The sequence below is a fragment of the Clostridium sp. LS3 genome (genome assembly GCF_055330225.1).
In genome coordinates, this window is sequence record NZ_CM143921.1 from 1,991,102 (window position 1) to 2,015,333 (window position 24,232).

Consider the following 24,232-nt stretch of genomic DNA (forward strand, 5'->3'; position numbering starts at 1 on the left):
AGGAGGATATCCATGAGTAATAATACTAATAATAATATTGAGGAGGTATCAAATAATTTATTTGGTTTATTAATGCACATACATAATAAACTTTTTAATGCAAATCAAATGGTTAAAGGGCTTCATATCCCCCCTTCCCATGCTAAAGTTATTTATTTTCTTTCTAGAAAAGAATCCTCATCTGTTTCTGAAATAGCAGAACATTTGTGTATTTCAAAGCCGAATATGACACCTATAATTGATAAACTTATCGTTGAAGATTTTGTTTGCAGGTATACTGATCCTGATGACAGAAGAAAAATAAAAGTAAAACTAACAGATAAAGCATATGATTTTATAAAGGAAAGAGAAAAAAATATTAAGGCAAACTTATATAATAAAATATCCTCATTGGATGTAGACGATTTAGAAAATTTAAATCTATCAATTAAAGATATGAATGAGATAATATCTAAATTAAAATAAAATATAAAAAGATAAATGTTTCTATGTAAACATTTATCTTTTTATATTAATACTATATTTCTTCTATAGAGATAACATCATATCCAGCCTCATCTATAGCTGAAATTAATGTATTATTATCTAATGTTGTTTCTATTGTAGCATTTTTTTCTTCTAAGCTTACCTCAACTGAAGAAACTCCTTTTAATTCCTGTAAAGCTTCTTTTACGTGAGCGACACAATGACCACAACTCATTCCTTCAATATTTATTTTCTTTTTCATATCATTGTCCTCCTAATAATATATTTTATCTTGTTATAATCTTATCTAAAATTTTCATTATCTCATCAATTTTTTCATCACCTTGACCATTTATACATGCATCTTTAACACAGTGAGACAAATGATTTTCTAATATTATTAAATTAGCCTTTTTTAATAATGATTGTGCTGCAAAAATCTGGTTAGAAATATCAATACAATACCTATCCTCTTCAATCATTTTAATAATTCCTTCAATTTGTCCCTTAGCAGTTTTTAAAGATTGTAATGATTTTTTTCTTTCATCGTTCATGTTATACCTCCCCCACCCTCTAGGGGTGTACTATAATTTAATTATAATATTAAAAAGATATTTGTCAACATGTTTAATTTTATATAATATGCTTTAATGAATAAATCTACTGTAATTTTATAAAAGTATATTTAAAGGTAAAATTTTGTCTTTTTATGTATAAAATTTGACTTTGATTTGTTTAAACTCTTTAATATTAAAAATTAAATGGTATAATAATCTAGGCATCGATGGATGTGGGCGGGCGAGGGATGAAGAAAAGAGGTTTTTAACGAAAGGATGGACAAAATATTTAAACTCAAAGAACACAAAACAAATTTTAAAACCGAGCTCGTTGCTGGGTTAACTTCTTTTTTTGCTGCAGTATATATTATTGTAGTTAATGCTAGTATTTTAAGCGATGGAGGAATATCACAAGAGCCCCTCATAATAGCAACAGTGCTTGCTTCATTTATTGGATGCTTATTAGTATCTTTAATGAGCAATGCGCCCCTTGTAATTATGCCTGGTATGGGAATTAATGCATTATTTACTTATACAATAGTTTTAAGTATGGGACTTTCATTCAACCAAGCATTAGCAAGTGTAGTTGTTGCAGGAGTATTATTTTTGATTGTCGCTATTACTCCACTAGCTAAAATATTAGATACATCTATACCAAACTCTTTAAAGGAATCAATAACCATAGGAATAGGTTTATTTATTACATTTTTAGGTTTTCAAAAAGGAGGACTAATAGTTTCTGATCCTTCTACTATGGTTAAAATAGGATCTCTTTCAGATCCTAGAGTAATATTTTTTATAGTTATGTTTTTAATAACAGTAATACTATTTGCAAAAAATATCCCTGGAGGTTTTTTAATAAGCATAGTTATAGGAACAATAGCAGCTATAGCATTAAATTTTATTGATACAACTGGATTAAGATTTACTCTTCCTAACTTTAGTGAATATAAAGGAATTTTATTTAATATAGATTTAAGTGCCTTTTTCACTATTCCATTTTGGATTTCTACATTTTCTTTAACACTAGTATTAATTTTTGAAAATATAGGATTACTACATGGACAAATTAATGGATTGCTGAAATCTCCTGAAAAACAAAATAAAGCTTTAAATGCAATAGCTATTTCTACAATAGCTTGTGGTTTATTGGGAACTAGTCCCTCAGTTTCTACAGTTGAAGGAGCTGCTGGTATTGCTGCTGGTGGAAAAACTGGATTAACATCATTTATATCAGGACTACTTCTTTTAATTTCATTATTATTTATTCCATTTATTAGCTTAATTCCTAATGAAGTAATTGCACCAATTTTAATAATCATAGGAAGCTTAATGATTAAAGGAATAGTTCATATTGATTTTAATGATATTTCAGAGGCTATACCTGCATTTTTAATTATAGTATTAATTCCATTAACTTTTAGCATAGTAGACGGTATAGCATTTGGTTTTATTTCATATACGATAATGAAATTTATAACTAAAAAGAAAGATCAACTTTCAATTACTATGTACATAATTTCATTTATATTTATAGTGTATTTTATACTTCATAGTATTTAAATAAAAGGCTAGAAAAATTTTTCTAGCCTTTATTTTTTAGACAATATAAAAAGTCTTGAAGAATTCTAGCGGTAATTCCCCAAATAACATAATCATTATATACATAGAATAAAGATTTATATTTACCTTCTTTAAATTTATATCTTTCGCCACCATTAATTAAGTGGAATGGAAAATCACTGGTTCTATCAACTAATATTTTATTAATCTCTTCACGAGGTTCTGTATTTATTAAGTACTCTAGTGGAACTAGAAATATATGGTCTACTTCATCTTTATTAATTTCAATATTTTCAAAATTTTTTATATATCCTAAGAATGGATGTATTAATAGATCATAATGTGTTATTAATAAGTTAAGTGGAGATATTATCTCAAAATCTTCTTTATTTAACCCTAGCTCTTCACATACTTCTCTTATAGCTGCTTCCTTTTCATTTTCATTATCATCTATTTTTCCTCCAGGAAATGCTATATCTCCTGGTTGACTTCTCATGTGTTTAGCTCTTACCTCAAAAACTATATTTAATTTATTATTTATTTCTGCAAGCAAAATAACAACAGACGCCCTTTTCATCTCCTTCCAACCATTTATATAAGGTCTATATTCTTTAAAGTCTTTAATAATTTTATTTATCATAAGCATACTCCTCGTAATTTAACACATTTATACTATAAGCATTTAAATATATTTTAATATATTATCTTTAATAATATTATATTTTTTAAATATATAATATTAAAACATTTATAACATTTGACTATTTATTACATTTATTGTATAATATTGTTATTATTGTTTTGAGGTGATTCAATGAAAATAAATAGTTGCTATGAAGCAGCGCTAAGAATGTTTGAACTTTCTGAAGAGCTAAGTCTATTATTAGATCAAAATCAAAACTCTACTTCAGAAAAAGATAGAGAAATTATATCCAAAAAAATTGATAAAGTTGAAATGGAATTTTTAACGCTAAAACATTCGCTTGATAAAATTCAATACGAAGAAAAGAAACTCAATATTCTTAATATATAATTATATTTAAAATTAAGCCTCCATAGTTAACTATGGAGGCTTTTATTTGTTTTAGCTTTTAATTATTTTATCAATTATTTCAACTCTTTCATCACCAAGATAAGGATAGATTTTCAATGAAATTTTACCTTCCTTATAAACTCTATCTCCATTTGCAGAAACTATTTTTTTTACTTTACTTTCTAAGTCATCATAAGTTAATAAACCTTCTAAATAATTATCGACTAAATCTTTTAAGCAAGTTGCTAATTCCTTTGGGTTTCTATATACAGCTCTCATGTTTTTCTCCTTATTACTTTTCTAAAAGTTTTATAAATTTATTATAAATACTATATTGATATTTTTCTAGTATTATTTTAAAAATATACCTTGTTTTATGCACCTTCATTTAAAAAGCTATATTGTGCTTTAAATAAATTATAATATATTCCTTTAATTTTAATTAAATCATCGTGAGAACCAACTTCTTGAATTTCACCATTTTCTATTACAATTATCCTATCACAATCCCTAATTGTAGAAAGTCTATGAGCTATAACAAAAGATGTTCTATTATCTAAAAGTTTCTCTATACCTTTTTGAACTATTATTTCAGTTTGAGTATCTATATTAGATGTAGCTTCATCTAATATTAATATCCTAGGATTTGCTAATAATGCTCTAGCAAAAGATATAAGTTGCCTTTGGCCTAATGAAAGCCTTGAACCTCTTTCATTTACTTCTGTATTATATCCATTTTCTAAAGATAATATAAATTCATGAGCATTCACAGCTCTTGCTGCCTCAATTATTTCCTCATCTGTAGCGTCTAACTTTCCATATCTAATATTTTCTTTTATTGTAGTAGAAAACAAGAAGGTATCTTGAAGCATAATTCCCATTTGACTTCTCAATGAATGTAAATTATAATCCATTACATTTTTATCATCTATTAATATTTCTCCATCATTAGGATTATAAAATCTGCTTAATAATGATACTATTGTTGTTTTACCTGCGCCAGTTTCACCTACTAGTGCTATCTTTTCCCCTTTCTTAACATTAAAAGATATATTCTTTAAAACTAAGCTATCTTCATATCCAAAAGATACATTTCTAAATTTTACTTCACCATTAATAGATCCAATGTCAGGTTTATTTAAATCATCCTTTATAAATGGTTCTATATCCAAAATTTCAAAGATTCTATCTCCTGCTGATAAATTTGTTATTAATGTATTATAAAAGTTAGATAAATTCATTATAGGTCTCCAGAACATACCTATATACATTGTAAAGGCAATTAATGTTCCTACTTCTATACTACCGGTTTTTATTAACCTATAACCTACAAAAAAAACTACAATAGTTCCTGCTCCCCATGAAAGTTCTACTAATGGCCAAATAAAATCATTTATTTTTACAGCCTTTAAAAAACTTTCTAAGTGATCCCAAACTAAATCTTTAAATTTTAAATCCGTAGAATTTTCTTTGGCATATGATTGAACTACTTTAATTCCAGAGATATCTTCATGTGTAAAACCATTTAATATAGATCTTTTACTTCTATATTCACTCCATCTTTTTCTTGAGTTTATTTCTATGAAAAACATTCCTAAACCTAAAATAGGAAGTAATAAAATACATGCTATTGCAAGCTTTACATCTAACATTAACATGAAAATAATTACTGATAACAAATTAATCAATTCTGGTATAACTGATTGTATGCTTTGATCAAATAAATTTTTTAATGAATTAACATCTCCCATTACCCTAGCTAATATTTTTCCAACAGGTCTACTATCAAAAAAGGTAAATGGTAACTTTTGAATATGAGTATATAATTCCATCCTTATATTAACTAATATATTATTTGTCACATAACTAACTATTTTCCATTTTATTTTAGAAAAAATAAGAGTAAATACATTTAGTATAATCAAAAATATTCCAATTATAACTAATCCTTTTATATCTTTATTTTTTATGTTGTCATCTATAGCTATTTTCATTAAATAAGGATTTAAATTATTTGAAATAGTAATCAATCCCATAAGTATTGTTGAAATTATAGTTTCTCGCCTATACTTTTTTAAATATGAAAATAGCCTGAAAATAACTTCTTTTTTGCTTCTAATCATTTCATTATCTTTAGGCATTTTAAATAACCTCCAAATTATTGAAATCTTTAAATTGCTCTTGATACACTTTGTAATAGTATCCCTTTCTCTTTAAAAGCTCATTATGATTTCCCTTTTCTATTATGCAACCATCTTTCATAAATATTATTAAATCTGCATTTTTAACAGCTGATATCCTATGAGCAACTAATAAAGTTGTTTTATTTTTCTTAATATAATTAAGATTTTTTAATAATTCATGCTCAGTATCCATATCTAATGCCGAAGTTGAATCATCTAATATTAGTATTGGAGCTTGTCTAATTATTGCTCTTGCAATCGATAGTCTTTGTTTTTGTCCTCCAGAAAGCCCTACTCCTCTTTCCCCAACTTCAGTTTTAAAATCACTTTCTAAATTTTCAATAAAATTTAAAGCACAAGCTTTTTTTGCTCCATCTTTTACTTCATCAGTTGATGCACTACTATTTCCAAATGTTAAATTATTTTTAATTGTATCTGAAAATAAGAATGTATCTTGTTGTACAACTGCCATGTTATTTCTAAGAGCACCTAAGTTAATATCTTTTACATTTATTCCATCTATCTTTATTTCTCCATTAGTTGCATCATAATACCTTCCTATAAGAGATAATAAAGTAGACTTTCCTGATCCTGTAGCTCCCATAATAGCAACTGTACTTCCTGACTTTATACTTAAGTTTATATCTTTTAATACTAGGTCATCATTATATTTAAAAGATACATTTTTAAACTCAATATCACCTTTTATATTTTGAACTTTCTCCCCTATTTCAGTATCTATTTTAGTATTCCTATCTAGTATATTGAATATTTTAAAGGCAGAAGCTTTATTTTTTGATAGTATATCCATAAGCCATCCTATCATTCTCATAGGCCAAATAAGATTCCATATATATCCTGAAAATGCAATAAGAGTTCCTAATGATATTTCATTTATTAATACAAAATATCCTCCTAATATTATCATTACAACCAGACTTATATTAGTCAAAAACTCCACAAAAGGAAAGTTTTTAGAAATTGTTTTTGCTTGTTTCATATTAAGATCATAATAATCCTTATTTAATGATAAAAATCTCTTTATTTCATACTTTTCTCTACTAAATGCTTTAACTAATCTAACTCCAGCTATATTTTCTTGTGCCATTGTGTTTATTTCTGCCGTTTTATCACTAATTTCTTCGTATCCTTTATTTAATTTTTTCTCTAAATTATAAGCTATAATTCCTATAGGTGCTAATATAATTAAACAAATTAATGTTAGTTTCCAGTTTAAATAAAATAATATTATTGTACTAAATATAAAATATAATATATTTTCAACAAAAAGTCTAAGTCCAAATCCAATAGTTTGCCATATATTCTCAATATCTTCCCCTATTCTGGACATTAATTCTCCTGTATTAGTATTATCAAAGTAATTAAATTCAAAGCTTTGTATATGCGAAAATAATTCTGTTCTTAAATCAAAATGAACTTTTGCACCTATATAATCGTATAAATATTCTTTTAAATAACCTAATATTGCCTTTATCAATGTTAATATTAAAAATCCAAATAATATTGGTAAAATAATAGAATAATTCTTATTTATTATTCCATTATCAACTATTATTTTTTGCAACATAGGTGTTATTTGATCTATAGATATAATTAATATCATAGAAATTGTACCAATAGTTAAGGCTTTTTTTTCTTTTAATAAATATTTTATAATTCTCTTCATAACACCCCTCCTAATTAAAATATTTATTCTTCATAAGTTTCGCTTTCAGTTATTTCATATACTTTAATAGTTCCATCACTAGTAATCCATGATATTGCTTCTTCCTCAAAATCCTTTTTTATATTAATTGGAATAATTAAATATTCTTCATTTTCTAATGATTTAGATAAAGCTTCATAATTTTCATTTCTATATTTAGTTATATATTCATGAACATTAAATTTACTTTTATTTTCTATATTAAGTTTATGAACTCTTATATCTTTTACTTCCAAGCCAGTAGTCATTATATATAATGAGTTTCCATCTCTAGTAATTACTTTTGATGAAAATCCTTTAGAGTTAAGATCCTTCTCTACCTTTTTTATAAGAGACTTTATATCTACATTGCTTTCTTTAGATGTGGCTCTAAAAATAATAGTATCATCTTTATTTTCTATCCTTCTTTCATTTGAATCACTTTGTTCTTGTTTCTTAGTTTCTTCTTCATTAATATCTGTTTTACTTGTATTTGTACAAGCATAAAGAATTAAAATTGCTGGTAGTAATAAAATAATAACTTTTTTCATATGTTTTCTCCTAAGTTTTATTGATAAAATTAGTATTCCAAATCTTCATTATAAAAAACTTATAAATTATATAAAAATTATAATTTAAATTACTGAAACAAATTCAAAATCTATATTTCTAAGATAAACTTTAAACTATTTCCCAAAAATTGCTATATATTAAATATTATTTTAAATACATAATAACTTTTTTATCTATAAAATTTAATAAACAATTGAATTTTAAAAAGAAAATTATTAAGACTTTAAATAAATATAAGAAATATTTTGATAATTATTGAAATGATAATTTTCAAAGTGAATCTTATGATAAATTGAATTAATAAATTTAAAATACTAATTTTTAAGGAAATTATATATTAAAATAAAGAAAGATAAAAATAAACTTTAAATAACTGATTTTATCCTTTTGTTATGACACAGATTTAGATGATTAATTACCATTATATAATTATATTAAAAAATATGAAATACTAATTTTATAAAAATAATGTTATAAATGTTATAAAATAACTATTTATAATTTTAAATAATATAAATGGAGCTATACTAAATTCATTAGCATAGCTCCATTTTCTTTTAGCCAATTTTTACTTTCTTTGTAATTAGGACAATACTGTTTAACTAAGTCCCAGAAATCTTTTGAGTGATTCATATGTATAATATGACATAACTCGTGGATTATAATATAATCAATTACGAAATAAGGCATTAACACTAATCTCCAATTTAACCTAATTTCTTTTTTATAGTTGCAACTCCCCCATAAACTTTTTTGATTTTTAATAATAATTTTAGATGGCTTTAACAAAATTTTATTAGAAATTTCCATTACTCTATTACCAATAATATCTGTTGCTAATTTTCTATACCAATTCATTATTTCATTTCTTATATATTCATCCTCTAAGCATAAACTATTTATTACTAAATTTTTATTATCTATATAAATATTATGAAGCTTTGATTCTTTTATAACCAAATTATAGTATTCACCTAAAAATAATATCTTATTTTCTTTTATTAGATTAGTTTTATTTATTTTTTTTAGGGTTTTTAATATCCAATTACTTTTTTCTATAATAACTTTATTAATATATTCATAGCTAATGCCTTTTGGTGAAAATACGTGTATCTCTCCTTCACCATCTATTTTTATTGAAATATTTTTCTTGTTTTTAAATATTAAATTATATTCAATTTCTAAATTATTAATATTTACTTTTCTTTTCATAAATACCTCAAAATAGTTTATGCGTTCAATTTAATCTTACTTTTTGAATTAGGTAGAAAAGTAAAAAATATTATTACAGATAAAACTAATAATATGAATCCAACTATATACATTCCACTATATCCAAATTTCCCTTGGACTAAACTATATATAGATGGATATATAAAGTTAGAGCCTCCTGTGCTTAAAACAGAAAGAACTGCAAAGGAAGTTGCAACTAAACTTTCATCTAATATTTCTCTTAAATATTTAAATAAAAAGCTTAAATATAATCCATACATTATTCCATGAAGCTGATCTCCAAGGACTATAAGTACTACGCTGCTACTTGAAAACATTAGTACCTTAATTGCTGCTATTGATAATGCTATAGTAAGACATTTTTTACTATTTGCGTTACTTATATACTTAGCAACTAGCATAAATGAGAAAAACTCAATTACTACTCTAAAGCTTATTGAGGTACTATAAATTTTATTTGCTTTATCTACATCTCCAACTATATCAACTAAATATGATGAATAAGCAAAATCTAGCCCCATGTAGCTGCCCATACCTAAGAAAACTACTATTACAAGCAAAATAATATTTCTATTCTTAAATAAATCTGTTATTTTTGTATTGTTCGCAACTTCTTTAATTTCTACATTATCATTAAGTTTAAATACAATAGTAAGCATCATAGCAATAATCATAGCTAGTGCAAGCAAATGTAATATTCTATAACCAAAGGTAGTAATAATTCCTCCTGCTATAAATACTATACATGCATATCCAATAGATCCCCATTTTCTTATATCTGAAAATTCATATCCATTTTTTATTGATAACTCCTCTATATATATTTCAAATATTCCAGCTACAGAGCCTAAAACTGAACCATATATTGGAGCAAATATTATAGACAAATCCTTATTTATAAACATTAATCCTACTATAGCTATAAATACAATGGCTAAGTAAATTAATATAAATCTATTTTTATTTTTTGCCTTTGAAAATTTATTTGATAATATAGGTTGCGCAATTAATGTAAATAACGCTCCTATAGATACTACTCGTCCAACTTCTAATAAATTCAAACCAATTTGTTGGTTTAAATAAGGAAAATAGAATGTAGTCAATATACTAAAAATACCAAAAGTCAAAAAAGTAGTGATACTATAATACTTTTTCATCTGTATTACCTCCATTTTTTTATTACCATGTGTAATTCTATCACCTGTATATAATAAAGTAAATAAAAAATAATGCTATCCTAGATTTCTAAGATAGCATTTTATTTTTATATTATTTAGTACTCCATAATCCATGTAAATTACAATATTCTCTAATTCTATCCACTTCTCCATTTATTGTAAATTTGGCCTCTGGTTTTTCATTTGGATTTAAATCTTTTCTTACAACTTCTCCATCCTTAGTTATAACTTCTATCCATTGAATGAAGTGCTCATTTATCATAGGATGTTCAACTTCTCCAACTTTTACCAAAAGTTGTCCATCTTTTTCTTCTGCTACTGGAATATGTTTTTCTACAGCTGCATCTACAGTATTTTCATTTAAAAGTGTCATTGGTTTACCACAACATACTAAAGTTCCTTTTGCTTCATTTAAAACTTCAACCATAGAGCCACATATTTCACATTTATAAACTTGTAATTTCTTAACCATAAAATCACTCCCTTTTATTTATTTACTACATTACAATTATATCTTACTATACATTGGTATTATTTACAAAGGCTCTCTATAAATTTATTGCATCTTCAGCCAATGTTCTAACATAATTATACTCATTTACTTCAAAATACTTAAAATATATGCAAATCTCTAACGTTTCTATAAAGTTAATTAATTTGTTTACTAAAATTTCTGTACTAGGGTTTAGATATAATTTATTACCGTTTAAATAATTAACAAGCATCAAATTAGATAAATAAACTGTTATACTAGTTGCATTATTTTGCTTTAATATTTCATCGATTCCATAAAATATAGCATAAATTTGAGCTTCACAGCAAGTTCCAATCCCTATGTTTCTTGAAAATGATATTTCTTTCCCTTCATCACTTAAAATTACTCCACCAATACCAATATCACTTTGAAAGTTTCTTGAATTTTTACATCTCCCATTTACATAAAGTCTATACTTCATATATCCTCCACTTATAAACTTCTATACTATAAAAATATTCATCCTATAATGTTAATATTCTTTATTAAATATACATAATATAAAACTTTAACAAGCTAAATTTTTAGTTTATTTGATTTTTTTCTTCTTCTTTCTTATACTTAAAATTAAATTAATAAATATTTATGGAGGATTTTTATGGAAAATATATTGAATGTTAATGACACAATAGGGTTAATTTCTTGTTCAAATGGACTAGATAAGAATATGAAAGTTAATATAGAAAATTTAATTAATATTTTATCTTCCATTGGAATAAATGTTATATGTTCCAATGTACTATATAAAAATGATAAGAGTATTTCTTATGATGCTGAGATTAGAGCAAAAGAGCTTATGAACTTTTATCTAAATAAAGATATAAAAGCTATTTTTGATTTATCTGGTGGAGACTTGTGTAATGAAATTTTAGATTACTTAGACTACGATAATATATCTGAAGCTAACAAACCTTTTTTTGGGTATAGTGACTTAACAGTGATTTTAAATGCACTATATAAAAAGTCTAAAACTATAAATTACAACTACCAACTTAGAAATCTTATAAGAGAAGATAGCATAAACCAAATTTCTAATTTTAAAAATAGTATCATAGATGGAGAAAACAATTTATATGACTTTAATTATAAATGGATTCAAGGCAATTCTATGAATGGAGTAGTTATTGGTGGTAATATCAGATGTTTCTTAAAATTAGCTGGAACAGAATATATGCCAGATTTTAATAATAAGATACTTTTTCTTGAAGCTCTAAGTGGAGATATTAATAAAATTTCTACATTTATAACGCAATATCAACAAATTGGTGCATTTAATAACCTTAATGGTATTTTATTAGGTAGCTTTACAGAATTAGAAAAATCTCAAAACTCTATTAGAGTTGAGGATATTATAATTAAAAAACTTAAAGATACTAATATTCCAATAGCTAAAACCAGTGAGATTGGTCATGGAGCAAATTCAAAATGTTTACCTATTGGCAGATATATAAATTTAGATTAATAAACTACTCTTAGTTAGATTCCTTGCAATAATATTCCTTAAAGTATATAATTTTAACAGGGATAAACTATATGGTTTATTGTAAGTATTACCAGTGAGGTGAGTAAATATGTTAAAAGAAGAATTAAAAAAGAACGAAATAGCTGCAATGAAAGCTAGAGATAAGCAAACAGTTAATGTTTTAAGATTAGTAAATTCAGAAATTAAAGCTTTTGAAGTTAATGAAAGAAAAGATATTTCTGATGAAGATGTTATAAGAATCATAGAAAAACAAATTAAACAAATTAAAGAAGCTCTTCAATATGCTATTCAATTAAATGACAATGATAAAATTGCTGAAGGAAATTTCGCAATTAATTTATTAACACCATATCTTCCAGCACAATTAAGTGAAGAAGAAGTTGAGTCTATGCTTAAAGATATAATTACAAATGGCAACTATGGAGTTTCAGATATGGGAAAAATAATGAAAGAAATTATGCCAAAAGTTAATGGAAAGTTCGATAGATCAAAAATAAATCCTATGGTAAAGAAAATATTAGGCTAAATAAAACCCCTCTCAACTAATGGGAGGGGTTATTTTACCTTCTTTTCATCTACTGTATGAACCAATGTACTTGGGAATTCATTTTTTAGTGTTTTAATAAGTTTTATTGGATCACAAGTGGAGTTCTGTCCTATCATAATCCCCTCTAAAACTATTGGTAAGTTTACACCAGATAAAACAGTGAATCTATTATAATCATATATAGAATTCATTAAAGCCATCTTAAATGGACTTCCTGCAAACAAATCACAAAACACTATTATATCCTCATATACTTCTAAATCATTTAATGCTACTTTAATTTTATTATCTAATTCATACAAAGTATCACCATCAAGGAAATCAACTGCTTTAACATTTGAATAAGTTTTATCAAAAAGCTTACAAGCACTATATAGCCCTGTTGCAAATTTTCCATGACCAACAATAATAAAACCTATCAATTATTAATCACCAACCCTCTTAATTATAATATATAATACTATTCTATGTTTATATATATAATATAATTAAAATAATTTAACTTTTTGCAAATTATTTTCTCTCAAGCTTGTCTAATCTTTTATTATAACTAAAAATATAGTAAGAGGCTAAAAAAATTATGAAATAACCAATAAAGCTTAAATAATCTGGTAATGTTCCAAAAACAAAAAAGCTTATTATAGCTGAGAATATTATATTTGAATAATCAAATATTGATATCTCCCTTGCTGGAGCATATTTATATGCAATAGTTATTCCAAATTGTCCTATACTTGCAAAAACCCCTGCCATTATTAAATAAGCTAGTTGCTCTATAGTCATAGGAGTATATACAGCCATCATAAATGGAAGAATTACTATTGATGAAAATAATGAAAAATAGAATACTACTGTATAATGTTTTTCCTTTCCCCCCAAAACTCTAAGACAAGTATATGCACCAGCTGCAAAAATTGCTCCTAAAAATCCCATAATTGATGGAATCATATCTAAATTGAAGCTTGGCTTTATTATAAAAAGAGCTCCTATAAAAGCTATAATTATAGCCAAAATTTGCTTTAAGTTAATTTTTTCTTTTAAAAATAAAGCTGAAAATATTATTATAAAAAAAGGACTTAACTTATTCAACATATTTGCATCTGATAAAACAAGCTTATCTATTGAATAAAAGTTTAAAACTATACCGATAGTTCCTAATACAGATCTTAATATTAATAACTTTTGACTTTCTTTCTTTCCAAAAAAACTTTCTTTATTTTTTATAATAAACACTAATGCTATAACACAGGATACTATATTTCTAAAGAAAGTCTTCTGAAAGGATGGTAAATCTCCTGATAGCTTTACAAAGGCAGACATTGCTGCAAATCCAAAGGCTGAGAATATTAAAAATATTATCCCCTTATTCCTGTTACTTAAGTTATTCACTATTATCACTCCTTTATTAATACATTATATACTATTTTAATTATAAAAATTTAACACCCTAGAGTTATATTACCCTAAGGTGTTAAGCATTCTATTCTTCTATTTGTTTTATAAACTCTTCTTCTGTTTCAGCTTCGATATATTTTCCATTTGCATAAGCAATGATTAACCCATCTCTACCTCCACATTCTCCAATACAACTTACTTCTATATTATCTTTTCCAAACTTTTCTTCTAACTTTTCTATTTCTATTCCTGAACATGTTGGACAAACTGATATCATAACTTTTCTCCTTTATATTTAAATTTCTTATAATGTAATTATACAAATAATGATTATTATTTACAACTTCTAATTATTTAAATAAGATTTATTTATCTTTTAAAATCTTCAAATTTCTAAATAATATATGAATTTTTATGGTTTTATAAAATTAAATTTTCATCAATCGTTTTTAATAAGAACTTATATGAATTTTATATGTAATTGTATCCTATAGTCTATTAGTATATACATCTAATCCAAAGTCATTTTCCTAGTCTCAATATACAATAAATTTTTCTAAAGTATAAATTGTTTTTAAAAGAAAAATCTAAGTACAATTAATATTTCTTCTATATAAAGCATATTTATAGCTAATATAAGTATAAAAATAGTCTATATGCTTTTGCTACATATAGACTATTTTTTATATTATTTATTATTTACTAATTTAAAAGTATCTCTTGCAATCATTAATTCTTCATTTGTAGGAATTTCATAAACCTTAACTTTTGATTCTTCATTTGAAATTTCTTGAATTTCACCTCTAATTGAATTTTTTTCATCATTTATAGTAAATCCTAGGAATTCTAATCCTCTTAAACATTCTTTTCTTGTTAATGATGAATTTTCACCTATACCAGCTGTAAATACTATAACATCAACCCCACCCATTATTCCAGCGTAAGAAGCAATTTGTGCTCTCACTTTATAATGGAATATATCTAAAGCAAGTTTTGCTCTTTCATTACCATTTTCAGCTGCTGAGATAACATCTCTAAAATCTGAAGATACTCCTGATATTCCTAAGACACCTGACTTTTTATTTAATAAGTCACCTATCTCCTTAATAGTATATCCTTGATTTTCAACAAGAAAACTGATTACAGATGGATCTATGTTTCCTGATCTGGTTCCCATCATAACTCCAGCTAAAGGTGTGAATCCCATAGATGTATCTATTGATTTTCCTCCCTTTACAGCTGCTAAAGAACAACCATTTCCTAAATGACATGTTATTATTTTTAAATCCTTTATGTCTTTCCCCATAACCTCTGCAACTTTTTCAGAAACGTATTTATGGGATGTACCATGGAAACCATACTTTCTTATTCCGTATTTTTCATAAAGTTCATATGGTAATGGGCAAATATATGCTTCCTTTGGCATAGTTTGATGGAAAGCCGTATCAAATACTGCTACCATAGGAGTATTCGGCATAAGCTCTCTACAAGCTTCAATCCCAACTATATTTGGTGGATTATGAAGTGGTGCAAGAGATATGCAGTCTCTAATTGAATCTAAAACTTTATCATCTATAACTACAGATTCTGAATATTTTTCTCCACCATGAACAACTCTATGTCCAACAGAAGATATCTCATCCATAGATTTAATAACACCATGTTCTTTATTTACTAAAGCTTCTAAAACTAATTTAATAGCTGCTTTATGATTTGGCATTGATTCTTTAATTATGTATTTATCTTTTCCTTCTACTTTTTGAGTTAATATAGAGCCATCAATTCCAATTCTCTCTACAAGTCCTTGAACTAATGATTCTTCTGTACTCATATCAATTAATTGATACTTTAAAGATGAACTTCCACAATTGATTACTAAAGTTTTCATAAATAATCTCCCTCACATTCATTTGTTTCATTAATTATATAATACACTAAAAATCTATATATTCAAATTCATTGATTATCCTTTTTTCTATAAAAATTTATAATAAAACTAAACAAGGTTATGTATTTAGCACTTTTCTCTATTTTACTGAAATTTTTATCCCTCTTATTTTTAAATTTAATCGTTTTAATTTATTATATATTTGAACTTGAAAATTTTCTTATAATTCTTGGCTTGTATTTTTTAGATACATTTGAAATTAATCTTATATGTTCATAAGTAGTACCACAGCAACCACCTACCATATTTAAGTAGCACTCCTTTAGCATTTCTTCAATATATTTTAATGTTATCTCTGGAGATTCTTCATAAAGTCCTAATTTGTCTGGTAATCCTGCATTTGGATATACAGATACAAAGAAATCCTGTATTTCTGATAATTCCTTTATAAAGGGATTTAAATTTTTTGATCCAAATGAACAATTTAATCCCACTGAAATTACATTTTCATCTTTTATAGACTTAGCAAAGTCTGAAAATTTTTCTCCAGAGAAGAGTTTTCCAGATTCATTTGATATTGTTCCTGATATCATTATAGGAAGATCTCTATTTTTAAATCTAAAAACTTCATTAGACGCAATAACGGCAGCTTTAGCATTTAATGAAGAAAAAATAGTTTCTATTAAAATTAAATCTACTCCTCCATCCATTAAAGCGCCTATTTGTTCTTTATAAGCATCTTTCAATTCATTAAAAGAAATATTACTACCCTTAGAATTTTCAATATCTAAAGATAAAGAAACCATTTTATTTGTTGGTCCTACTGCGCCTGCAACATATCTTTTCTTACCGTCCTTTTTTAGGTAATCATCACAAGCTTTTTTTGCTAGTTTAGCACTCCTATAATTCAAATCATAAACTAAGTGTTGAAGACCAAAGTCCTTTTGTGATATTTTATTGGAATTTAGTGTATTAGTTTCAATTATATCTGCACCAACATCTAAAAATTTTCTATGTATTGAATCAATAATCTTAGGATTAGTTATACTTAATAAATCATTATTACCCTTTTGATTAAATTTAAAGTTCTTTAAAAGTTCTCCTCTATAATCTTCTTCTTTTAACATAAATTTTTGAATATTAGTTCCCATTGCCCCATCAATAACTAATATTCTTTTTTCTAAATCCTTAACTATTTCAAAATTCAGATTCATTATATACTCCCCTTTTACTCTGCTATTTTTCTTACTTAAAATAAAGTTTAAGCTATTATATATGTTCTAATTAATATTCTACATTATCTATGTTTAAATTAAAATCAATAGTTAAAAGTCAAAATGCAAGTTTAATAGTGAATTAGAATCATATATATTTTTTATTATTTATTGTAAATATTTTTCAATAAATTATTATGTTTAAGGAATAATATTTATCTTATCTACAAAAACTAAAATAAAATTTTTTATTAAGGAGAAAATATATGGACAAAAATTTACAACGTAAAGAAATTGAAAAAATCTATGGTAAAATAAGTCCATTTGAGTTTAAAAATAAATTAATAGAGTTAGCTAAGGGGGAAAATAAAAAAACAACTCGTGCACTTTTAGATGCTGGTAGGGGGAATCCAAATTGGACCGCTTCTACTCCTAGAGAGTCATTTTTTACCTTTGGACTTTTTGCCGTTGAAGAAACAAAAAGAGATTTTAGACATAATGATTTAGCAGGAATACCTAAAAAACAGGGAATTTATGATAGATTCAATAAATTCGCAATTAAAAATAAAAGCTTACCTGGAATTGAATTACTACAAAGTATAATTGAATATGGTGTAAAAGAAAAAAAATTTGATGCTGATAATTATTTATATGAATTAACAGATGCCATTATTGGAGATAACTACCCATTTCCAGATAGAATTCTATTTCATATAGAACAAATAGTCCATGACTACTTAGTTCAAGAAATGTGCTACAATAAACCTCCAGCTGGTAGATTTAATATCTTTGCGGTAGAGGGTGCTACTGCTGCAATGTGCTATATATTTGACACTTTAAATTCAAATATGCTATTAAATCCTAAAGATAAAATAGCTATAATGGTGCCTATTTTTACTCCATATTTAGAAATACCTCATTTACCTAGATATGATTTAGAAATAATTCCAATAAAAGCCTCTGAGATAACAGCTAATGGAACACATACTTGGCAATATCCTTTATCAGAGCTTGAAAAACTTAAAGATACTTCTATAAAAGCATTATTTATAGTTAATCCAAGTAATCCACCTTCTGTTTCTTTAAGTAATGAATGTAGAAAAAATTTAGTTTCTATTGTAACAAAATATAATAAGAATTTAATGATAATATCTGATGATGTTTATGGAACCTTTCTTCCTCAATTTAGATCACTAATGGCAGATTTACCTTATAATACTATAGGGGTCTATTCATTTTCTAAATATTTTGGAGTTACTGGGTGGAGGTTAGGTACAATAGCAATTCATGAAGAAAATGTATTTGATAAACTTCTTAATAATCTATCTAAAGATAACAAGGAGATCTTAAATAGAAGATATAGTGCCATGCAATTAAATCCAGAAAATATTCTTTTTATAGATAGAATTGTTGCTGATAGTAGGCAAGTTGCTTTAAATCATACAGCTGGACTTTCTACACCTCAACAAGTTCAAATGGCATTTTTTTGTGCTTTTTCCTTGTTGGATGATAAAAATAAATATAAAAATCAAACTATAGAAATTTGTCATAGGCGTCAAAAATTATTATTTGATGGACTTGGTTTAGATTTAAGAAAAGACATCTATGATGCATCATACTACACAGAATTTGATTTATTAGAATGGGCAAATTCTAATTACGGTAAAAAATTTGCAAAATATCTTGAAGATAATTATAAGCCTGTTGAAGTACTCTATAGATTAGCACAAGAGTCATCAATAGTACTATTAAGCGGAGCTGGATTTGACGGACCAGAATGGTCTATAAGAATTTCATTAGCAAATTTAAGAGATGAAGACTATTCTATTATAGGCAAAACAATTCGTAAGATACTTGATGAATTTGTATTTAAATGGGAAGCAATTACTATCTAAAAAAGATTAAATAAATAAAATAACCTAAATAAAACATATCTATAATAAATTATCTTTATATAATTTATTATGAAAAGGGACTATTTAAAATAGCCCCTTTTCACTCTATAACATATCAATTATTTCTTTTTTAGATTTACAATTTAATATACCTTCTCTAAATTCCGCATGCATTAACTTTCTTGAGAGATTTGCTAAAGCCCTTAAATGTAAATCACTTTGTTCTTCATTAACTGCAATCATAAAAATCATTTTTATATCTTGTCCATCTATTGAACCATAATCTATCCCATTTTTAGCTAATCCAATTGCTATTCTTGGTTCTTTTACTACTTTTGATTTTGCGTGAGGAATAGCTATTTCAAAACCAATGCCTGTATTACTTAATTCTTCCCTTGCCAATATATCTTCTTTAAACTTATTCTTATCAGTAACTACTTTATCATCTTCTAATAGTTCAATCATTTCATCTAAAACTGAATTTTTATCTGTAGAAACAAGTTCTAGTTTTATTGTACTTTCTTTAATTAAATCTTTTAATTCCATAGTAAAAATCTCCTTTAAAGCTTTTTATTTATGATAATTTTTTATTTAAGTTTGTTTTATATAATCCATATAATATAGCTCCAACTAATGAACCAATTAAAATACATCCTACCCAAACAAATGGTTTTTCTACTATTGGAAGTATTAAGAATCCACCATGTGGTGCAGGAACTTGAACTTTCATTAAATAAGTTAATATAGCTGATACAGATGATCCTGCCATTAATATAGGAATAACTCTCAATGGATCCTTAGCTGCAAAAGGTATTGCTCCTTCTGTTATATGTGTGAACCCTAAGATATAGTTAACTAAACCTGCTGCTCTATCTTCTTCATTAAATTGTTTTTTAAATATTGTTGTCGCTAATGCTATTACTAATGGAGGAGTTATACACGCTGCTGAAACACCAGCCATAAAGTAATAATTTCCTTGTGCTAAAAGCATTGTTCCAGTAATATATGCTGCTTTATTTACAGGTCCACCAAAATCAAACGCTGCCATACAACCAATAACTAGTCCTAAGAGTATTGGATTTGCAGATTCTAATGATGCAAGCCAACTCATAACTGAGTTATTTAAATATGCTACTGGTTCACCAAGTAAAGTCATTAAAATACCTGTTGCAAGTATTCCAAGTATAGGTAATAAAAAAATTGATTTTAAACCTTCGAATTGTCTTGGAAGTCCCTTTAACAATTTAATTAATCCAAGCATTAAGTATCCTGCAAAGAAACCAGCAATTATTCCCCCTAAGAATCCAGCTCCTGTTGAAGCTGCTATCAATCCACCTACAAAACCTGCAACCATACCTGGCCTACCTGCTATTGATGATGCTATAAAGGCAGTAAATATTGGAACTATCATGGAAAATGCTGTTCCACCTATTCCTTTAAGCATTGCTGCAATTTTATTATATTGATCTGAAGCTGGATCTGCTGAATATATTCCCCATAAAAAAGATATTGCAATTAATACTCCACCAGCAACAACAAATGGTAACATATGAGAAACGCCATTCATTAAGTGCTTATATATACTTCTACCAAATGATTCTTTCCCTATAACTTCATCTTTCTTTTCTATTTTTTGATTACTATTTTTATTTTCATCTATCATTGACTTTTTTATAGGAGCCTTTCCATCTAATATAGCCTGAATAAGCTCTTTTGGTTTACGTATTCCATCTTGCACTGAAGTTTCTATAATTGGTTTCCCTACAAATCTATCAACTCTAGCATCTTTATCTGAAGCTATTATTACACCATCAGCTTCTTTTATATCTTTTTTGGTTAACTCATTTTCAACACCAATGGCACCATTAGTTTCAACTTTAATTTCAACACCCATTTCTCTAGCTGCTTTTTTTAATGATTCCTCTGCCATAAAAGTATGAGCAATACCAGTTGGACATCCTGTAACAGCAATAATTTTTTTCATTTAAATTACCTCCCTAACCTCTAATAAATTTATATATTCATTAACTTTGCTTAAAGTCCCAAGTCCACTTGATTCAGCAACATTTGCTCCTGTTGCTGAAGATTTCTTTAATGCATATTCGATGTTATTACCTTTTAGCCACTCACTTAGAAATGCTGCTAATGATGAGTCACCTGCACAAGCAGAGCTTAAAAGTTTTATTTTAGGTGCTGTACAATAATATGCTTTCTCACCATTATAAAAATACATTCCCTTTTCTCCTAAAGTTAAAAGAATATTTTGAGCTCCTTCATTTTTTAAATACTTTAATACATCTAAAGCATCTTTTTCATTATTTATATCTAATCCAAATATATCTTTAACTTCCTCATCATTTGGCTTAATTAATAAAGGATTATATTTTAGTAAATCTTTTAATTTTTTTGAACTTATATCTAAAATCAAATCAATTTTTCTTTTGCTACATATCTGTAGCAACTCATCATAATAATCTTCATTTATACTCAAAGGTAAGCTTCCGCTTATAATCAAATAACTACAATCATCAGATTTTTCTAAATAGCTTAATAGATTCTCTTGAATCTCTCTTGGTACAAAAGGCCCTTTATTAACATATTTAAATTCTTTACTATCTACTGTATCTATAAAAACATTGATTCTAGTTGCTTCATCAATCCAAAATGATCCTACTTGTATATCTAATTTCTCAAGTTCATCTACTATGAACTTACCTGTAAATCCCCCAAAGAATCCTAAAGCTTTACTTTCTACTCCATAATGATTTAATACAAGAGATACATTTACTCCTTTACCATTTGGAGAGTAATTTAAGTTAGTTGTTCTATTAACCTTAAATGGTTCGTAACTTTCTGCTGTAAAATTCATATCTATTGCTGGATTAGTTGTTAGTGTATATATCATTAAACTCTCCCCCTTTCCTATTAAGCTCGTCCATTACTTCCACAAACCATTATCTTATGAGCAACTATTTTCTTCATAGCTTCTTTACCAGGAGCCATATACTTTCTTGGGTCATTAGCATCTGGATTTTCAATAAAGTATTTCTTTACTGCATCAGAAAATGGTATTTTTAAATCTGTTGCTACATTAACTTTGCATATTCCAAGTGAAATAGCCTTTTTAACTAATTCATCTGGTACATCTGATGCTCCATGTAAAACTAGTGGTACATCTACCATATCTCTTATTTCCTTTAATCTATCAAAGTCAAGCTTTGCTTCACCTTTATATAATCCATGAGCTGTTCCAATAGCTACTGCCAATGAATCTATTCCTGTTCTTTCTACAAATTCTTTTGCTTGTTTTGGATTAGTGTACATAGCATCTTTTTCATCTACTACTAAGTCATCTTCTTGTCCACCTAGTCTTCCAAGTTCAGCTTCTACTGTTGCGTCAAATTTATGTGCATATCCAACTACTTCTTTTACTGTTTTTACATTGTTTTCAAAATCTGAATGTGATGCATCTATCATTGTTGATTTAAAGCCTAAGTCTACGAAATGCTTAATTTCCTCAACTACTTCATAATGATCTAAATGTATTGCTATTGGAATGTTATGCATTTTAGCTGCAACTTCTGCCATAGCTACTATATACTCTCCACCTGCATAAGCTATTGTTGATGGTGTACCTGCTAAAATCACTGGTGATTTTAATTCAGCTGCTGTATCTACCACTACTTGTAATGTTTCTAAGTTATGAATATTAAATGCTGGTATAGCATATCCTTCTCTTTGAGCTTTCTTTAACATTTCTCTTGTTGATATTATACTTTTCATAATGTACCTCCAATTTTCTTTTCTATGATTTAATTTTATCACTTATATTAAGAAAATGTTTTCACAAAAATCAAAGTTATTTTTCAAGCTACTCTGCAAGTTTGGCTATTTTACTTGATTATAATAAAAAAAGTATTTTGAAAATTGCTTTAATCTGATTTTCAAAATACTTTTTTATCTATATTATTAAATAATCTATTATTGCTCTTGAAATAATAGATAGTGGTAGCCTTGATGTTACTTCAAATTCTTTAATTGATGTTCTAGATTGCTTGTATCCAATTAATGTTACATCTGAATACTCTTCTAAAATACCTTTTCTTACACAGCAACATGTAACCACCCTTGCCCCTGATTTCTTTGCACTTTTAACTGATTCTAATATTTCTTTTGTTTCTGATCTTAATGAAAAAGCAATAACTACATCTTCTCTATCTATTGTTTTACAAATTTTCATCATTATATTAGGATCTACAATTAGAAAGGTATTATAACCTAAAAGTTGAAGCTTTAAATTAAACTCCTGTGCCACTAGCTCTGTAAGACCTCTTGCTAATATGTAAATACGTTTAGATTCTTTTATTATTTTAACTATATTTAAAACATTTGTTATGGAGATATTTTCAATAGTTTTAGTTACTTCTATTAAAGATTTCCCTAGTATTTCATTTACTTTTTTAGAATCATAATTATGCTCTTCCTTAGCTGAAATCTTATATCTTAACTCTGAAAATCCCTCAAACCCACACTTTTTAATTGTTCTTGATACAGTTGCTGGTGAAGTAAAGGATTCTTCTGCTACGTCTACAATAGACATATTAGATAACTTATTTGTATTTGAATTTATATAATCAACTACAGATTTTTCTGTAGGGGTAAGCTTCTCAAACAACTCATTGCTAACCTCTATTATCATTTTTATCACCTTACTTAATATATATTTTCTTTAATTATATAATATTTAGTATAACTAATAAATATATCATCTTATTTATAACTATT

General features: G+C 26.3%; 27 protein-coding genes. 6 read left to right on the plus strand and 21 right to left on the minus strand.

Annotated elements, in window-relative coordinates:
- The first annotated feature begins 12 nt into the window (after nucleotides 1-12).
- Nucleotides 13-465: a MarR family winged helix-turn-helix transcriptional regulator gene (locus tag ACZJV1_RS09190; RefSeq protein WP_411167677.1), complete on the plus strand. Its 453-nt coding sequence runs from the start codon at nucleotides 13-15 to the stop codon at nucleotides 463-465.
- A gap of 52 nt (nucleotides 466-517) precedes the next feature.
- Here ACZJV1_RS09190 and ACZJV1_RS09195 read toward each other — a convergent pair whose 3' ends face one another.
- Together ACZJV1_RS09195 and ACZJV1_RS09200 are read right to left on the minus strand one after the other, a co-directional pair.
- On the minus strand, nucleotides 518-727 hold the full coding sequence (locus ACZJV1_RS09195) for a heavy-metal-associated domain-containing protein (protein ID WP_463649917.1): 210 nt from the start codon (nucleotides 725-727) through the stop codon (nucleotides 518-520).
- Nucleotides 728-752: 25 nt separating this feature from the next.
- The gene (locus ACZJV1_RS09200; RefSeq protein ID WP_411167679.1) at nucleotides 753-1,019 is read right to left on the minus strand and encodes a metal-sensing transcriptional repressor; all 267 of its coding nucleotides are present in this window, start codon (nucleotides 1,017-1,019) and stop codon (nucleotides 753-755) included.
- Between the two features lie 279 nt (nucleotides 1,020-1,298).
- Between ACZJV1_RS09200 and ACZJV1_RS09205 the strand changes: the two genes are divergently transcribed.
- Nucleotides 1,299-2,585: an NCS2 family permease gene (locus tag ACZJV1_RS09205; RefSeq protein WP_463649918.1), complete on the plus strand. Its 1,287-nt coding sequence runs from the start codon at nucleotides 1,299-1,301 to the stop codon at nucleotides 2,583-2,585.
- A 22-nt stretch (nucleotides 2,586-2,607) separates the two neighbouring features.
- Here ACZJV1_RS09205 and ACZJV1_RS09210 read toward each other — a convergent pair whose 3' ends face one another.
- Nucleotides 2,608-3,225, minus strand: coding sequence for an NUDIX hydrolase (locus ACZJV1_RS09210; protein ID WP_411167681.1), 618 nt, complete (start codon nucleotides 3,223-3,225; stop codon nucleotides 2,608-2,610).
- A gap of 174 nt (nucleotides 3,226-3,399) precedes the next feature.
- Here ACZJV1_RS09210 and ACZJV1_RS09215 point away from each other — a divergent pair, with 174 nt between their 5' ends.
- Nucleotides 3,400-3,618, plus strand: a complete 219-nt coding sequence (locus tag ACZJV1_RS09215; protein WP_463649919.1) for a hypothetical protein — start codon at nucleotides 3,400-3,402, stop codon at nucleotides 3,616-3,618.
- A gap of 51 nt (nucleotides 3,619-3,669) precedes the next feature.
- Here the strand turns inward: ACZJV1_RS09215 and ACZJV1_RS09220 are convergent, their stop codons facing one another.
- From ACZJV1_RS09220 to ACZJV1_RS09255, 8 genes are all read right to left on the minus strand, one after another.
- A complete protein-coding gene (locus tag ACZJV1_RS09220; protein ID WP_463649920.1) occupies nucleotides 3,670-3,897 on the minus strand; it encodes a TIGR04540 family protein in 228 nt (75 codons plus the stop codon).
- 95 nt (nucleotides 3,898-3,992) lie between these two features.
- Nucleotides 3,993-5,759 (minus strand): ABC transporter ATP-binding protein, encoded by a 1,767-nt coding sequence (locus ACZJV1_RS09225; RefSeq protein ID WP_463649921.1) that lies wholly within the window; start codon nucleotides 5,757-5,759, stop codon nucleotides 3,993-3,995.
- Nucleotide 5,760: 1 nt separating this feature from the next.
- Complete coding sequence (locus ACZJV1_RS09230; RefSeq protein WP_463649922.1) at nucleotides 5,761-7,488, minus strand: ABC transporter ATP-binding protein; 1,728 nt, start codon at nucleotides 7,486-7,488, stop codon at nucleotides 5,761-5,763.
- A 23-nt stretch (nucleotides 7,489-7,511) separates the two neighbouring features.
- The gene (locus ACZJV1_RS09235; RefSeq protein WP_463649923.1) at nucleotides 7,512-8,057 is read right to left on the minus strand and encodes a hypothetical protein; all 546 of its coding nucleotides are present in this window, start codon (nucleotides 8,055-8,057) and stop codon (nucleotides 7,512-7,514) included.
- A 544-nt stretch (nucleotides 8,058-8,601) separates the two neighbouring features.
- Nucleotides 8,602-9,291, minus strand: coding sequence for a M48 family metallopeptidase (locus tag ACZJV1_RS09240; RefSeq protein WP_463649924.1), 690 nt, complete (start codon nucleotides 9,289-9,291; stop codon nucleotides 8,602-8,604).
- A 17-nt stretch (nucleotides 9,292-9,308) separates the two neighbouring features.
- Nucleotides 9,309-10,469: an MFS transporter gene (locus tag ACZJV1_RS09245; RefSeq protein ID WP_463649925.1), complete on the minus strand. Its 1,161-nt coding sequence runs from the start codon at nucleotides 10,467-10,469 to the stop codon at nucleotides 9,309-9,311.
- A 112-nt stretch (nucleotides 10,470-10,581) separates the two neighbouring features.
- Entirely contained in the window at nucleotides 10,582-10,962 is a 381-nt protein-coding gene (locus tag ACZJV1_RS09250) for a desulfoferrodoxin (protein WP_411167688.1), read from the minus strand.
- A 76-nt stretch (nucleotides 10,963-11,038) separates the two neighbouring features.
- Complete coding sequence (locus tag ACZJV1_RS09255; RefSeq protein WP_463649926.1) at nucleotides 11,039-11,446, minus strand: hypothetical protein; 408 nt, start codon at nucleotides 11,444-11,446, stop codon at nucleotides 11,039-11,041.
- Between the two features lie 177 nt (nucleotides 11,447-11,623).
- Here ACZJV1_RS09255 and ACZJV1_RS09260 point away from each other — a divergent pair, with 177 nt between their 5' ends.
- Entirely contained in the window at nucleotides 11,624-12,487 is an 864-nt protein-coding gene (locus ACZJV1_RS09260; protein WP_411167690.1) for a S66 family peptidase, read from the plus strand.
- Nucleotides 12,488-12,596: 109 nt separating this feature from the next.
- On the plus strand, nucleotides 12,597-13,034 hold the full coding sequence (locus ACZJV1_RS09265) for a GatB/YqeY domain-containing protein (protein WP_463649927.1): 438 nt from the start codon (nucleotides 12,597-12,599) through the stop codon (nucleotides 13,032-13,034).
- Between the two features lie 29 nt (nucleotides 13,035-13,063).
- Here ACZJV1_RS09265 and ACZJV1_RS09270 read toward each other — a convergent pair whose 3' ends face one another.
- The 5 genes from ACZJV1_RS09270 to ACZJV1_RS09290 form a co-directional block, all read right to left on the minus strand.
- Nucleotides 13,064-13,477 (minus strand): PTS sugar transporter subunit IIA domain-containing protein, encoded by a 414-nt coding sequence (locus ACZJV1_RS09270; protein ID WP_460288615.1) that lies wholly within the window; start codon nucleotides 13,475-13,477, stop codon nucleotides 13,064-13,066.
- Nucleotides 13,478-13,568: 91 nt separating this feature from the next.
- Nucleotides 13,569-14,450: a DMT family transporter gene (locus ACZJV1_RS09275; protein WP_411170691.1), complete on the minus strand. Its 882-nt coding sequence runs from the start codon at nucleotides 14,448-14,450 to the stop codon at nucleotides 13,569-13,571.
- An 85-nt stretch (nucleotides 14,451-14,535) separates the two neighbouring features.
- Entirely contained in the window at nucleotides 14,536-14,727 is a 192-nt protein-coding gene (locus ACZJV1_RS09280) for a YuzB family protein (RefSeq protein WP_411167693.1), read from the minus strand.
- 411 nt (nucleotides 14,728-15,138) lie between these two features.
- Nucleotides 15,139-16,338, minus strand: coding sequence for an acetate/propionate family kinase (locus ACZJV1_RS09285; RefSeq protein WP_463649928.1), 1,200 nt, complete (start codon nucleotides 16,336-16,338; stop codon nucleotides 15,139-15,141).
- Between the two features lie 194 nt (nucleotides 16,339-16,532).
- Nucleotides 16,533-17,552: a homocysteine S-methyltransferase family protein gene (locus tag ACZJV1_RS09290; protein ID WP_463649929.1), complete on the minus strand. Its 1,020-nt coding sequence runs from the start codon at nucleotides 17,550-17,552 to the stop codon at nucleotides 16,533-16,535.
- A gap of 266 nt (nucleotides 17,553-17,818) precedes the next feature.
- Between ACZJV1_RS09290 and aspD the strand changes: the two genes are divergently transcribed.
- Nucleotides 17,819-19,447 (plus strand): aspartate 4-decarboxylase, encoded by a 1,629-nt coding sequence (aspD, locus tag ACZJV1_RS09295; protein WP_463649930.1) that lies wholly within the window; start codon nucleotides 17,819-17,821, stop codon nucleotides 19,445-19,447.
- 105 nt (nucleotides 19,448-19,552) lie between these two features.
- On the opposite strand, the gene ACZJV1_RS09300 is transcribed toward aspD, so the two are convergent.
- From ACZJV1_RS09300 to ACZJV1_RS09320, 5 genes are all read right to left on the minus strand, one after another.
- Nucleotides 19,553-19,993, minus strand: a complete 441-nt coding sequence (locus ACZJV1_RS09300) for a PTS sugar transporter subunit IIA (RefSeq protein ID WP_463649931.1) — start codon at nucleotides 19,991-19,993, stop codon at nucleotides 19,553-19,555.
- A 28-nt stretch (nucleotides 19,994-20,021) separates the two neighbouring features.
- Nucleotides 20,022-21,431 (minus strand): PTS fructose transporter subunit IIC, encoded by a 1,410-nt coding sequence (locus tag ACZJV1_RS09305; protein ID WP_460288610.1) that lies wholly within the window; start codon nucleotides 21,429-21,431, stop codon nucleotides 20,022-20,024.
- Nucleotides 21,432-22,352, minus strand: coding sequence for a 1-phosphofructokinase (pfkB, locus tag ACZJV1_RS09310; RefSeq protein WP_463649932.1), 921 nt, complete (start codon nucleotides 22,350-22,352; stop codon nucleotides 21,432-21,434). It lies immediately after the preceding gene.
- A gap of 20 nt (nucleotides 22,353-22,372) precedes the next feature.
- Nucleotides 22,373-23,230, minus strand: coding sequence for a tagatose bisphosphate family class II aldolase (locus tag ACZJV1_RS09315; RefSeq protein WP_463649933.1), 858 nt, complete (start codon nucleotides 23,228-23,230; stop codon nucleotides 22,373-22,375).
- 178 nt (nucleotides 23,231-23,408) lie between these two features.
- Nucleotides 23,409-24,146, minus strand: coding sequence for a MurR/RpiR family transcriptional regulator (locus ACZJV1_RS09320; RefSeq protein WP_460287067.1), 738 nt, complete (start codon nucleotides 24,144-24,146; stop codon nucleotides 23,409-23,411).
- Between the last annotated feature and the right edge of the window lie 86 nt (nucleotides 24,147-24,232).